The following is a 12,003-nucleotide window of genomic DNA, read 5'->3' as shown; positions in this document are numbered from 1 at the left end:
AGCCTGAACCGCACCCAAGAGCTTGCTGAGTGCGGGCTTACGCCCGCATGACGTCCGCTAGCCGCCGGTGCGCTCGGCCGCGCGCAGTCCGCGCAGGGCCCAGAGCGAGAACAGCACGACGAGCGCCAGCGCGAGCCCGAACACGAGCAGCGCGTCGAGGTGCTCACCGGCCAGCAGGTCGCGGCCGCCCTCGAGCAGCGCCGTCACCGGGTTGACCGTCGCGACGCTGTGCACCCACCCGCCGACGAGGTCGAGCGGGACGAACACCGGCGCGAGGAACAGCGTCAGGAAGACCGGCATCTGCATCGCCGGGCCCGCCTGGATCGTCTTGAGCCGCATGGCCACGCCCGCGGCGAACCACGCGGCGGCGATGCACACGAGCGCCGCGAGCAGCGCCATCGCGAGGTACTCGCCGACCGAGCCGGTCGGCCGCATCCCGGTGGCCAGCGCGACGACGGTGAGCGCCGTGCCGGTGACCGCGAAGCGCCCGAGCGCGCTCATCGCGTAGCCGACGACGATCGCCTCGCGCCGCGGCGAGGCCAGCAGCAGCCGCCGGCCGAAGCCGCGCTCGAAGTCCGACGCGATCCCGAAGCCGCTGAAGACGCCGCCGAACGCCGCGGCCTGCAGCAGCACGAAGGTGAACTGGAAGGTGTCGTAGCCGGCGGGGTAGTCGAACCCGGGCACGTCGCCGACGCTCGACAGGCCGCCCGCGAACGCCACGTAGAAGAACAGCGGGAAGATGATCGTCGGCAGCAGCAGCGGCGGGTTGGTGTACGTCAGGTGCAGGCCGCGCCACGCGATGCCGCGTGCGGTGGACCAGAAGCCGCTCACGTGCGCACCATCGCCGTGCGCAGGGCGCGCGTGGCGCCGTAGGTCCCCACCGCCGTGGCGACGACGATGATCACCGCCGCCTTCCACAGCGCGGCGCCGTCCCAGCCGGTGATGATCAGCGACCGCACCCCCTCGACCAGGTAGCTGACCGGGTTCCAGGTCGCGATGGTCCGGAACCAGTCCTGCTCGATCAGCGGGCGCGGCATGTTCGCGCTCGACAGGAACAGCAGGACGAAGAACAGCGGGAAGAAGCCCTGCACCGCCTGGCCGGACCCCGTGCGCAGCCCGATGAACGCGCCGAAGGACGCGAAGGCCATGCCCAGGCCGATCGCCAGGGCGATCAGCACGAGCGCCCCGCCGAAGCCGGTCTGCAGGTCGACGCCGGCGATCGCTCCGATGACGAGGTAGAAGACCGCCGCCAGGAACGACAGCAGGACGACGCCGGCGAGCTGACCGCCCAGCAGGGCGAGGCGGCTCACCGGCGTGAGCGCGAGGCGCTTGAGGAAGCCGCCCTCCACGTCGTTGGCCAGGTCGGTCCCGGCGTTCATCATCGCGAAGAGCCCGCCCTGCACGAACGGCACCGCGATGCCGAAGTCCAGGTAGGAGTCGGCCGGGAAGCCGGGGATCTTCGTCGCCGCGTCCAGGCCCTCGGCGTTGACCGCCACGAGGACCATCGGGAAGACGATGGTCGGGATGATGTTCGCCGGCTGGCGCAGGGTGCGCATGACCGACCGGCGGGCGAGGTCGCCCGTCACGCCGCCACCTCCTCGGCGGGCGCGGGCGCGTCGGCCTCCTCGGTCAGCCGCGCACCGGTCTTGGCCAGGAAGACGTCGTCGAGCGTCGGCGCGTGCAGCTCGAACGTCGCCAGCGCGATGCCCTCGACGTCGAGGCGGCGCACCACGTCGGCCATCCCGTCGGCGCCGCGCTCGAGCAGGACCGCGGCCTTGCCCGGCTGGGCGCTCGACGGCGCGCCGAAGGCGCGCAGCACCTCGGTGAGGCGGTCGAGCTGGGCCTCGTCGGCGGGGGCGACCTCGAGCGTCGGCAGCCCGACCTCGGCCTTCAGGGCCTCCGGCGTGCCCTCGGCGACGATCCGCCCGCGGTTGATGATCGCGATGCGCTGGGCCAGCGCGTCGGCCTCCTCGAGGTACTGCGTGGTCAGGAAGACCGTCACGCCCTCCTCGCGCGCGAGGCGCTCGACCTCGTCCCACAGGTCGGCGCGCGACTGCGGGTCCAGCCCGGTGGTCGGCTCGTCGAGGAAGAGGATGCGCGGCTGATGGACCAGCGCGAGCGCGAGGTCCAGCCGGCGCTTCATGCCGCCCGAGTAGCCGCCCACGCGGCGGTCGGCCGCCTCGGCGAGCCCGACGCGGTCCAGCAGCTCCTCGGCGCGGCGCTTGCGGTCGCCCTTGGGCAGGCCCTGCAGGGCGGTCTGCAGGCGCAGGTGCTCGCGGCCGGTGAGCAGCGGGTCGAGCGCCGCCTCCTGGAGCGCGGCGCCGATGACCTTGCGGACCTCGGCCCCCTGCTTGGCGACGTCGAACCCGCCGACGGTCGCCCGGCCGCCCGACGGCGGCAGCAGCGTCGTGAGCATGTGGACGGTCGTCGACTTGCCCGCGCCGTTGGGCCCGAGGAAGCCGAAGACCTCGCCCGGCGCGATGGAGAAGGAGATGCCGTCGACGGCGCGGACCGCCTTGAAGGAGCGCTGCAGGTCATCGACGTCGATGCCGTGGTGGTCGGCCATGGCGAAGCACCGTACTACGGAACTTGGGTGATGTCCAACATCTTGGACGCGGATGATTGCGCTGGTAGAATGCCTGGTCGAGATGGCGACGCAGGAGCGGCCCGCGACGCAGCCCACGGCCGAGGACGCCTGGGCGCTCGTCTGGCAGGTCTTCCAGGCCGACAAGTCGCGCCGCTGGAAGATCATCAGCGACTTCGGGCTCACCCCCATGCAGGGCATGGCCCTCGGGGTCCTCGACGCGGAGCGCCCGCCGACGATGTCCGAGCTCGCGGCGCACATGCACTGCGACAACTCCTCGCTGACGGGCGTCGTCGACCGGCTCGAGGCGATCGGCGTGGCCGAGCGCGTCCCCGCCCCGGGCGACCGCCGCGCACGCTGCGTCGCGCTGACCGCGAAGGGGCGCGAGCTCCAGGCCCGCTTCCGCGAGGCCATGCGCCCCGCCCCGCCGCACCTCCAGCACCTCACCGCCGACGAGGCCGCACAGCTCCACGGGCTCCTGCGCCTCGCGGTCGACCGCCACGCGGCGGCGTCGGGCGAGGACGCGGCGGCCTAGGCCGCGGCGGCCCGCGACCGCTGCACCGACCCGGCCCGTGCGACGTCGCCGCGGGCCAGCGCCTCGCGGCGCCAGCGCACGTAGTTCGGCCCGAAGTTCGCGAGCGGCCCCCGCACCGCGGGGCCCGACGCGCGCGAGACCGACGCCACCGCCGCGAACGCCGCGCGCTCGCGCCGGGACCACGTGAGGCCGAGGCGGTCGCGCAGCTCGTCGGGCAGCAGGCCGACCGTGGTCGCGCGCAGCTGCACCGCCAGGGGGACGCGCATCGCCCGCCACACCGCGGGCGGCAGACCGGGCACGTTCGGCGGCTTGGCGTGGGCGATCGTGTCGAGCACCTCGGGGACCGCCGGCGTCCACTCGAGCTCCTCGCGGATCGTCCGCGCCAGGTAGGCCTCGGCGCCCGCCCAGTCGCGCGGCAGGTCGCGCTCGCGCACCCCGATGAGCCGGCCCACGCCCAGCCACTCCGTCCACAGCTCGTCCTTCTCGGCCGGCGTCATCGGCGTGGCGAAGACGTCGCGGCCGCGGACGATCGCCAGCGCGAGCGTCGCGTGGACCCACGCGAAGGCCCCCGGCTCCATGGCCGAGTAGCGCCCGCCGTCGGCCTTCGTGCCACGGATCGTCCGGTGCAGCTCGCGCACCCGGCGCCCGATCGTCCCCGCGAGCTCCGGCCCGCCGTAGATCGTCCCGTGGACGTAGTCCAGCGTGCGCAGCAGGCGACCCCACGGGTCCTTGGTGAACGACGAGTGGTGGTGGACGCCGGCGCCGACCGTCGGGTGGGCGACCTGCAGCAGCGTCGCGTAGCCCGACGTCGAGAGCATCCGCACGTCGTTGAACGCGCGCCAGACCGGGCCGCCCGGCTCGGGGCTGAGGGCGGCGTACTCCTCGGGGTCCGGCAGCACGGAGGCCATGGGGAGACGATGCCCGGCGAGCCCTCGCCAGACGGTGTGGTGCGACCCCACCTCGCCCCGTGTGCGTGTGGCGGCGCCACCGACCGATGAGTCTGCGCCGCGGCGGCGGTCCATCCACCATGCCCAAGACCACCTGCCACATCTCCGTCTCGCTGGACGGCTTCGTCGCCGGCCCGGACGCCACCCCCGACGAGCCCCTCGGCCGGGGCGGCGAGCGCCTGCACGAGTGGGCCCTCGCCACGGCCGCCTGGCGGGCCGAGCACGGCCGCGAGGGCGGCGAGGAGAACGTCGACTCCGAGGTCATCGCGCGGGTGACGACGGGGGTCGGCGCCTGCATCATGGGCCGCCGGATGTGGGACGGCGGCGACGGCCCGCTCGACCCCGCCTGGCAGGGCTGGTGGGGCGACGAGCCCCCGTTCCACACGCCGGTCTTCGTCCTCACGCACCACCCGCGCGAGCCGCTGGCCCTCACGGGGACGACGTTCCACTTCGTCGACGGGATCGACGCCGCGCTGGCGGCGGCGCGCGAGGCCGCCGACGACCAGGACGTCATGGTCGTGGGTGGCGGCCAGGCGGTGCAGGAGGTCCTGCGCGCGGGCGAGCTCGACGAGCTGTGGCTCCACGTCGCGCCCGTGGTGCTGAGTGGCGGCGCGCCGCTCTGGCACGGGGTGGGCGATCCCGTCCTGGAGCCCGTCGAGGTCCTCGCCTCACCGGCCGTCACGCACGTGCGCTACCGGGTCGGAGGGCAGCGCCGCCCGGCGTGACGCGGGTGTGGCCCGACCACACCACCCCCGCGTAGGGTGGGCCCGTGGCGGCGCCGTCCTGGCAGCAGACGCTCCTCGTGGCGGGGGCCGAGGTCGGCCTCGACGCCCTCGTCGACCTCGTCACCGAGGAGCTCGCCGCCGCGCTGCCCGGGCTCCGCGACGACCCCGACCTCCTCGACGCCGCCCGCGCGAGCTCGGCGGCGAACGTCGCGCTGCTCGTCGAGGTCGGCCAGCGCGGCGCGCCCCTGACCGACATCGACCCGCCCGTCGCCGCGGTCGCCTTCGCCCAGGAGCTCGCGCGGCGCAACGTCCCGGTGGCCGACCTGACGCGCGCCTACCGCGTCGCCCAGCACGCGCTCTGGCGCTGGGCGGTCGGCCAGGTCCGCGAGCGCCTCGCCGACCCGGGCGACGTGGCCCGCGCGCTCGAGGAGCTCTCCGAGGCGACGTTCGTCACGGGCGACCTGCTCAACACCGTCGTGATGGAGCGCTACGCCGTCGAGCGCGAGCGCTGGATGCGCAGCGCCGACGCCGTGCGCCGCGCCACCGTCGAGGAGCTGCTGGCGGGCGGCGCGGTCGACGCGGAGGCCGCGAGCCGGCGGCTGCGCTACGAGCTGCGCCAGACCCACCAGGCGTTCGTCGTCTGGGCCGACGACGAGGCGGCGGTGCCGGAGACCGCCGCCGCGGCGATCGGCGGTCCGCGCGCGCTGCTGGTCCCGCTCGGCGCCGGCCTCATCGCCGGCTGGGCGCCGGCGGGCACGCTCGACCTCGATGCGGCCGTCGGCGCCGCGCCCGTCGCGCTGGGCACCCCCGCCGACGGGCCGCGCGGCTTCCGCCGCGGCCACCACGAGGCGACGGAGGCGCGACGCGTCGCGCGTCTGCTGCACCGCGGGACGCAGGCGCCGACGCGCTACGCCGACGTCGCCCTGCTCGCGCTCCTCACCAAGGACCTCGACCAGGCGCGCGAGTTTGCCCGCCGCACGCTCGGCCCGCTGGCCGGCCCGGACCCGGCCGTCCGGCGCCTGGCCGAGACGCTGCTGGTCGTACTGGAGGAGCAGGGCAGCCCGCGACGCGCCAGCGCCCGCCTCGGTGTCCACGAGAACACGGTGGCCAAGCGGCTGCGTGCGGTCGAGGAGCTCCTTCCCACCCACGAGCGCGACCGTCCCGCCGAGCTCCTCGCCGCCCTGCTCGTCCTGCGCGTGGTGCAGGACCGCTAGGGCGACGTCCTCGACCGGTGCGCTAGTCGCGCAGGAGCGCCCCGAGGTGCGGAGCGGCGACCTTGGGCGCCGCGGCGTCGGCGGGGGCGCCGGCGTGCTCGGTGCGGGCGCCCAGCAGCGCCGGTCGCGCCTGGAGGTGCAGGGGCTCCTCGCCGGTCATCAGGGTCGCCTCGACCACGGGCGCGAAGGCCAGCGGCGTGACCGGCGCGCCGGCGGCCGACGCGATGGCGTGCGCGACGACCGCGGCCTCCTGGGCCGCCAGCGAGCCGTGCTTGACGGGCCAGTCGGCGGCGTCGCCGACGGCGTGGACCCTGGGGGCGCCGCGCACGGCGCCCCGGTCGTCCACGGGCAGGAAGCCGGCGGCCGTCGCGGGCAGGCCCGGCAGCGCTGGGCCGCGCAGCGCGGGCAGGGCCAGCACGCGCCAGCCCTCGAGCCGCTCGCCGCTGGGCGAGAGCGTCAGCCCGCCGCTCGGGGCCCGCGAGGCCACCGCGGAGGTGCGCAGGTCGACCCGCGCCGCGTCGAGCATCCCGCGCACGCGCGCCGACGCCTCGTGGCCGAAGAGCTCGAGCGGCTCGGCCTCGGGCGTCACCACCATGGTCCAGACGTGCTTGTCCAGCGTCCGCGCCTCGCGCGCCACCAGCAGCGCGAGGTCGTAGGCGGGCAGGCTCCACGTGGGCCCTGGCGGCACGACCACCGCGAGCGACCGGTCGTAGCCCTCGATGAGGTCGAGCACCAGGTCGTCGAGGGCACGCGGCGGGTCGATGCCGACGGTGACGGCGTCGTCGAGCGTCGCGACGCGCCGGGCGCCGAGCGCCACCACGAGCTCGTCGTAGGGCACCACGCCCGCGTCGTCGGTGTGCACCTGCCGGCGGTCGGGGTCGACGGCGAGCGCGCGGGCGCGCACGAGCGCCGCGCCGGCACGTGCCGCCGCCACGGCCATGGGAACGCGCGGCGCGCGCGGCAGGCCGAACGGCTCACCGACCGTCGAGGCGATCTCGACGTACTCCTCGGCGGGCGTGACGAGCGTGACGTCGGTGGCGCCGGGGGCGAGCCGGCGCAGGGCCAGGGCGGTCTCGAGCCCGGCGACGCCGCCGCCGAGCACGACGACCCGGCGCAGGGTGGCGCCGGTGGTGCCGGGACCGGCGTCGCGCATGGCGCGCCGCTGGGCGTCGTGGGGCACCGTCCTCACACCCCGGCGCCGACCGCGGCCGCCTCGTCGAGGGCGGGCACCTGGGAGGCCCGCGGGGTGACGTACACCGGCACCGCCGCGCGGCGCAGGAGCCCCGCCGTCGTGCTGCCGAGCACGAGCCGCCGGAGCGCGCCGTAGCCGCGAGAGCCGGTCACGACGAAGGCCCCGCCATCGGCCGCCTTGGCCAGCTCCCGCGACGGCTGGCCGTCGACGAGGGCGGTCTCGACGGGCACCGCGTCACCGACCGCGGCGACGCCGTCGGCGAGGACGCGCGCGCCGGCGGCGCGCAGGTCCTCGTACCAGGGCTCGTAGGCCGGAGCGGTCATCCAGCCGTCGGCCGCCAGGGGGTAGACCGCGCTGACGACGTGGACGAGGCGCAGCGTGCCGCCGGTGCCGCGCGCGAGGTCGACGGCGTCCTCGAGCGCGAGGACGGCCTCGGTCGAGCCGTCGAAGCCCAGCACCACGTCGCGTGCGTCGCCGGGGACGCGGTGGCGGTGGCCCTCCGGGGCGACGGCCACGGCACACGGGGCGTCGTGGACCGCGGCGACGGCGAGGTCGCCGCGCAGGGCGTGGCCGAGCGCGCCGAGGTGCGTCGGGCCGAGCACGAGGACGGCGGCGTGACGGTCCTCCACCACACGGTGCAGGCCGCGGACGACGGACGTCGCGCCCCGCACCTCCACCGTCGCGGGGACGTCGTCGGGCACCTCGGCCAGGACGGCGGCGACCTCACGTTCGAGCTCCTCGCGCACGGCGATCTCGTACACCGCGTCACCGGGGCCGAGGGGCGAGCACCAGATCGCGGCGAGCACCAGCGAGCCGCCGGTGGCCCGGGCGAGGTCGACGCCCAGCGCGAGCGCGTCGCGGGTGGGGTCGTCGTCCCCGTGGGTGGCGACGACGATCTGCCTGGTCATGGGTGCTGCTGCCTCCTGGTGCGGCGGGGGTCGTGGTGCAGGGCGACGCTACGGTCGGCACCACGCCGCGCCATCCGTGCAGCGCGCGGGACCGCACTGCGGAGAGATGCGGAGGCGGCCGGGGCCACCTCGAGCACGACGAGCGCCAGCATGGCGCCGGCGGCCAGCCCGGAGGCGACCGGCTGGACGCGGTCGGCGAGCTCGACGGCGACGTACGCGGCCAGGGCGCCGGGGACCTGCGGCAGGCTCGTCGCGATCGCGGCGGCGACCGTCCGCCACCTCCCTGCCCCGCCGTCGCGCATGGGCAGGGCGACGACGAGCCCCTCCGGGACGTTCTGCAGCGCGATCGCGAGGACGACCAGGGCGCCCAGCGCGCCGCCCTGCGCCCAGGCCGCGCCGAGCGCGAGCCCCTCGGGCAGGCTGTGGGCGGTCATGGTGGCGGCGACGAGCAGGCGGCGGCGTGCCGCGCCGTCGCGCACGGCGTCGCTGCGTCGCGCCAGCCGCCGGCGCACCGCCGCCAGGGCCAGCGCGCCCGCCGCGGTGCCGGCCGCGACCTCCTCCCGGTGGCCGTGTCCGAGCTCGGGCCCGACGAGGCCGAAGACGGCCGCGAGGACCATCACCCCGCCGGCCAGCGCCCACAGCGGCCCGGCCCAGCGGGCGACGCGGTCGCCGAGCGCGAGCACGGGGACCGCGCCCAGCCCCGTCGCCACGGCGGTGCCGAGCGCCGCGAGGGCGAGCAGCAGGACCTCCACGAGACCGCCTAGCGCGCCTCGGCCGTCCGCGCGATGGCGCGCAGCACCAGGTGGCGCAGCACGGCCGCCGGGACGGCCACGACCGGCCGCACGAGCGCGAGGCGCAGGCGCGCCCGCGCGTCGGTGGGCCACGCGCAGGTCTCGCTGACCAGGACGGTCCGCCCCGCGCGCTGCACGGGGCGAAGACGCCACACGACCTTGACGAAGCCCGGGTCGGCGAACGCGCGGAACTGCGACGCCGGGACGATCGTCCCGCCCGCCGGGACCCGCCACAGCAGCCCCAGCTCGACGCCGTGCTTCGGGTCGTCGGCCAGCAGGGTCCACGGCCCGCGCGGCGCGACCATGGCGGCGAGCGTGGCCGACGGCGGAGCGACAGGCCCGTGGCGGCGCGCGGTCAGCCGCTCCGGCAGCCAGGCGATGGCCGCGAGCACCCGGGCGAGCGGGTGCCGCGTGAGGTCCGCGCTCCACAGCGCCGCATCCAGCTGGGCCTTGCCGGCCGCGACCGCGACCTCCTGGTGGGTGGTCCACGGCTCCGCCGCGGACGCGCGGGTCCGGCTCAGCAGCGCATGCGCCATGGCTCGACGGTAGGTCGCCCGCGGCCCTCGTCCATCGGCAGCGAGCGCCCTCTCGCTCCGCAAGACCTACGGACCCCGGTTGGGCGCTCGACCCCGATGGCGCCGGCGAGCAGCGCCCGTAGCGTCGCCGTCCATGACCCGCACCTTCATCGCCGGCTACGACGGCAGCGACGCGGCGCTCGCCGCCGTCACCCTCGCCCATCGCCTGGCGCGCGCCGCGGGGGCCGAGCTCGTCGTCGTCACGGCCCACGCCACCGCCGCGCACCTGCTGCTGCCCGGCACCGAGCACGCGCTGGAGGAGGAGGCCCGCGCCGCGGCCGAGGGGCTGCTCGGCGCGCTCGAGGTCCCGGCCGGCGTCACCCGCGTCGTGCGCGGCGGCGGCCCCGCCCGCGCACTGGCCGAGGTCGCCCAGGAGGAGCAGGCGAGCCTCGTCGTCGTCGGCACCACCCACCACGGGCCGCTCGGACGCCTCGCCCCTGGCAGCGTCGGCGAGCGGCTGCTGCACGGGGCCCCCTGCCCGGTGCTCGTGGTCCCGCCCGAGCAGGGCGACCGGGAGCTGCGCACGATCGCCGTGGCCTACGACCGGCGCCCCGAGTCGCACGCGGCGCTCGACATGGCCCGCGACCTCGCCGCCGCGCTCCACACCCGGCTGGTGCTCGTCGCCGTGGCCGAGCCGCTGCTCGGCGGCGGGTGGGACACGGCGATGCTCGCGGCGGACGTCAAGGCGGCCCTCGACCTCGAGGAGGAGCTGCAGGCCTTCGCCTCGAGCTTCGGCGCCGAGGTGCGCGTGGTGCGCGGCCACGCCGTGCCGAGCATCCTCGAGGCCTGTGCCGACGGCGTGGACGTCCTCGTCTGCGGGTCGCGCGCGTACGGGCCGCTGCACGCCGTGCTGGCCGGCAGCGTGTCGCGCGCCCTGGCCGACCACGCGCCGTGCCCGGTCCTCGTCGTCCCGCGTCCCGTGGAGGCCGACGTCGCCGGGACGCTCCCCGAGCGCGCGCAGGTGGTCCTGTGAGCGTCCACGGGGTCCTCGTCGCCCACGACGGTCACAGCTTCGGTCCCCTGCGCACGGCGGAGCGGCTCGCGGGGCGCCTGGGCGTCGAGCTCACCGTGGCGTGCGCCTTCCACTACGCCCCGGCCGCCCTCACCGCTCGCGCCGTGCCCGACCCGGGCAACCTGCGACGCGAGGAGCGCGCCGAGGAGCGCCTCGAGCAGGCACGCGCGCTGCTGGCCGCCGACGTCGACGTCGACGTGGTGCCCCTGCCGGCGGTCGACGTCGCCGAGGCGCTGCGCGACGAGGCCGTCGCGCGTGACGCGTGCCTCGTCGTCGTCGGTCCGGACCTGCGCGGCGCGGTCGCCTCGCGAGTGCTCCAGGGGGCGTCGTGCCCGGTGGTCGTGGCCCCGAGCGACGCCCTGCTCGTGCCCGACGTGCCCCGGACCTTCGGCGTGGCCTACGACGGCTCGGCGCCGAGCCGCCTGGCCCTCGCCGCCGCCGCGCAGCTGGCGAGCCTGGGCGGTGGCGTCGTGCGCATCCTCACCGTCGCCGACGGCCTCACCGTCTCGCGCACGATCGACGACCTCGCGCGCGCGACGGCCGCCGTCCCCACCACCGCCGGCGTCGAGGTGGAGACGCGCCTGCTGCGTGGCCGGCCGGGACGCGAGCTGCGCGCCGCGTGCGAGGACCTCGACCTGCTCGCGTGCGGATCGCGGAGCCGGGGGCGGCTGCTCGGCGCGGTCCTGGGCAGCGTCTCCACCGAGCTCGTCGACGACCCCGTCTGCCCCGTCCTCGTGGTCCCCGCCCGCGCGCGCCGCCGCAGCGCCACGCCGCTCGGGCTCACCACGGCGACGTGGACCAGGCGCAGCCCCTGATCAGCCGGCGTCGTCCTCGAGGGCGACGAGCCCGTGGGAGAACGCGTAGCGCACGAGCTCCGCGCGCGTGGTGATGTCGAGCTTGCCCTGGAGGCTCGCGCGATGGGTCTCCACCGTGCGCCGGCTCAGCACCAGGCGCTCGGCGATCTCGGCGTTGGTGTAGCCGAGGGCCAGGAGCCCGGCGATCTCCGCCTCGCGCGGCGTCAGGCCGTCCGGCGGACCCTGGTCGTCGGGCTCTGCCGCCAGCCGGGCGCCGAGGCTCGGCGTGAGGTAGGTGCGCCCGGAGACGGCCGCGTGCATCGCCTCCACGAGCTCGCCGCCGGCCGCCTCCTTGAGGACGTAGGCCCGCACGCCGGCCCGCAGCGCCTTGCGCGCGTAGTCGGGAGAGCTCTGCATGGTCAGGACCACCACCGCGGTGTCCGGCGAGGCCTCGAAGACCTCAGGCAGGGCGTCGAGGGAGCTGCCGCCCGGCATGTTGAGGTCGAGCACGAGCACGTCGGGCTTGTGGCCTCGCACGTAGCGCAGCGCGTCGGGCACCGTGCCGGCCTCGGCGACGACCTCGAGGTCCTCCTCGCCGTCGAGGAGCAGGCGCAGGCCGTCGCGCACGATCTCGTGGTCGTCCGCGAGGACGACAGTCAGCGTCTCCATGGAGGGCGAGCCTACGCCCCAGCACGGACCCCGGATCCGTCGTGCATGCGGATCTTG

14 protein-coding genes are annotated in these 12,003 nt (G+C 76.6%); 5 read left to right on the top strand and 9 right to left on the bottom strand.

What is annotated here, in order from left to right:
- Positions 1–57 precede the first annotated feature (57 nt).
- From JUB12_RS19430 to JUB12_RS19420, 3 genes are read right to left on the bottom strand one after another with little or no spacing between them, the layout of a single operon-like run.
- The gene (locus JUB12_RS19430) at positions 58–831 is read right to left on the bottom strand and encodes an ABC transporter permease (RefSeq protein WP_205697095.1); all 774 of its coding nucleotides are present in this window, start codon (positions 829–831) and stop codon (positions 58–60) included.
- Entirely contained in the window at positions 828–1,586 is a 759-nt protein-coding gene (locus JUB12_RS19425; RefSeq protein WP_205697094.1) for an ABC transporter permease, read from the bottom strand. The genes JUB12_RS19430 and JUB12_RS19425 overlap by 4 nt, the downstream gene beginning before the upstream one ends.
- Entirely contained in the window at positions 1,583–2,566 is a 984-nt protein-coding gene (locus JUB12_RS19420; protein ID WP_205697093.1) for an ATP-binding cassette domain-containing protein, read from the bottom strand. Before JUB12_RS19420 ends, JUB12_RS19425 begins: the two co-directional genes overlap by 4 nt.
- An 82-nt stretch (positions 2,567–2,648) precedes the next feature.
- Here JUB12_RS19420 and JUB12_RS19415 point away from each other — a divergent pair, with 82 nt between their 5' ends.
- Positions 2,649–3,119 (top strand): MarR family winged helix-turn-helix transcriptional regulator, encoded by a 471-nt coding sequence (locus tag JUB12_RS19415; protein WP_205697092.1) that lies wholly within the window; start codon positions 2,649–2,651, stop codon positions 3,117–3,119.
- Here the strand turns inward: JUB12_RS19415 and JUB12_RS19410 are convergent.
- Entirely contained in the window at positions 3,116–4,027 is a 912-nt protein-coding gene (locus tag JUB12_RS19410; RefSeq protein WP_205697091.1) for an oxygenase MpaB family protein, read from the bottom strand. The two genes, JUB12_RS19415 and JUB12_RS19410, sit on opposite strands and share 4 nt — an antisense overlap.
- A gap of 119 nt (positions 4,028–4,146) precedes the next feature.
- Between JUB12_RS19410 and JUB12_RS19405 the strand changes: the two genes are divergently transcribed.
- The gene (locus JUB12_RS19405) at positions 4,147–4,791 is read left to right on the top strand and encodes a dihydrofolate reductase family protein (protein ID WP_205697090.1); all 645 of its coding nucleotides are present in this window, start codon (positions 4,147–4,149) and stop codon (positions 4,789–4,791) included.
- 44 nt (positions 4,792–4,835) lie between these two features.
- Positions 4,836–6,005 carry a CdaR family transcriptional regulator gene (locus JUB12_RS19400; protein ID WP_205697089.1) on the top strand — a complete coding sequence of 390 codons (1,170 nt, stop codon included), beginning with the start codon at positions 4,836–4,838 and terminating at the stop codon, positions 6,003–6,005.
- A 22-nt stretch (positions 6,006–6,027) separates the two neighbouring features.
- Here the strand turns inward: JUB12_RS19400 and JUB12_RS19395 are convergent, their stop codons facing one another.
- Genes JUB12_RS19395 through JUB12_RS19380 form a run of 4 tightly spaced genes read right to left on the bottom strand, consistent with a single transcriptional unit; the run spans position 6,028 to position 9,432 of the window.
- On the bottom strand, positions 6,028–7,185 hold the full coding sequence (locus JUB12_RS19395; protein WP_205697088.1) for an FAD-dependent oxidoreductase: 1,158 nt from the start codon (positions 7,183–7,185) through the stop codon (positions 6,028–6,030).
- A gap of 5 nt (positions 7,186–7,190) precedes the next feature.
- On the bottom strand, positions 7,191–8,105 hold the full coding sequence (locus tag JUB12_RS19390) for a universal stress protein (protein ID WP_205697087.1): 915 nt from the start codon (positions 8,103–8,105) through the stop codon (positions 7,191–7,193).
- Entirely contained in the window at positions 8,102–8,857 is a 756-nt protein-coding gene (locus tag JUB12_RS19385; RefSeq protein ID WP_205697086.1) for a ZIP family metal transporter, read from the bottom strand. The genes JUB12_RS19390 and JUB12_RS19385 overlap by 4 nt, the downstream gene beginning before the upstream one ends.
- 8 nt (positions 8,858–8,865) lie before the next feature.
- Entirely contained in the window at positions 8,866–9,432 is a 567-nt protein-coding gene (locus JUB12_RS19380; protein WP_205697085.1) for a hypothetical protein, read from the bottom strand.
- Positions 9,433–9,565: 133 nt separating this feature from the next.
- On the opposite strand from JUB12_RS19380, the gene JUB12_RS19375 reads away from it, so the two are divergent.
- A complete protein-coding gene (locus tag JUB12_RS19375; protein ID WP_205697084.1) occupies positions 9,566–10,444 on the top strand; it encodes a universal stress protein in 879 nt (292 codons plus the stop codon).
- Positions 10,441–11,298 (top strand): universal stress protein, encoded by an 858-nt coding sequence (locus JUB12_RS19370; RefSeq protein WP_205697083.1) that lies wholly within the window; start codon positions 10,441–10,443, stop codon positions 11,296–11,298. The genes JUB12_RS19375 and JUB12_RS19370 overlap by 4 nt, the downstream gene beginning before the upstream one ends.
- Here the strand turns inward: JUB12_RS19370 and JUB12_RS19365 are convergent, their stop codons facing one another.
- Entirely contained in the window at positions 11,299–11,946 is a 648-nt protein-coding gene (locus JUB12_RS19365) for a response regulator transcription factor (RefSeq protein ID WP_205697082.1), read from the bottom strand.
- Positions 11,947–12,003: the final 57 nt, after the last annotated feature.

It is taken from the genome of Conexibacter sp. SYSU D00693 (assembly GCF_017084525.1).
Classification (GTDB): domain Bacteria; phylum Actinomycetota; class Thermoleophilia; order Solirubrobacterales; family Solirubrobacteraceae; genus Baekduia.
This window is presented reverse-complemented; position numbering and strand designations above follow the sequence as displayed.

Excerpts from the sequence above, each read along its gene's own strand:
- JUB12_RS19415 (WP_205697092.1), top strand. The coding sequence starts at position 2,649 with ATGGCGACGCAGGAGCGGCCCGCGACGCAGCCCACGGCCGAGGACGCC.
- JUB12_RS19410 (WP_205697091.1), bottom strand. The coding sequence starts at position 4,027 with ATGGCCTCCGTGCTGCCGGACCCCGAGGAGTACGCCGCCCTCAGCCCC.
- JUB12_RS19420 (WP_205697093.1), bottom strand. The coding sequence starts at position 2,566 with ATGGCCGACCACCACGGCATCGACGTCGATGACCTGCAGCGCTCCTTC.
- JUB12_RS19390 (WP_205697087.1), bottom strand. The coding sequence starts at position 8,105 with ATGACCAGGCAGATCGTCGTCGCCACCCACGGGGACGACGACCCCACC.
- JUB12_RS19365 (WP_205697082.1), bottom strand. The coding sequence starts at position 11,946 with ATGGAGACGCTGACTGTCGTCCTCGCGGACGACCACGAGATCGTGCGC.
- JUB12_RS19380 (WP_205697085.1), bottom strand. The coding sequence starts at position 9,432 with ATGGCGCATGCGCTGCTGAGCCGGACCCGCGCGTCCGCGGCGGAGCCG.
- JUB12_RS19375 (WP_205697084.1), top strand. The coding sequence starts at position 9,566 with ATGACCCGCACCTTCATCGCCGGCTACGACGGCAGCGACGCGGCGCTC.
- JUB12_RS19405 (WP_205697090.1), top strand. The coding sequence starts at position 4,147 with ATGCCCAAGACCACCTGCCACATCTCCGTCTCGCTGGACGGCTTCGTC.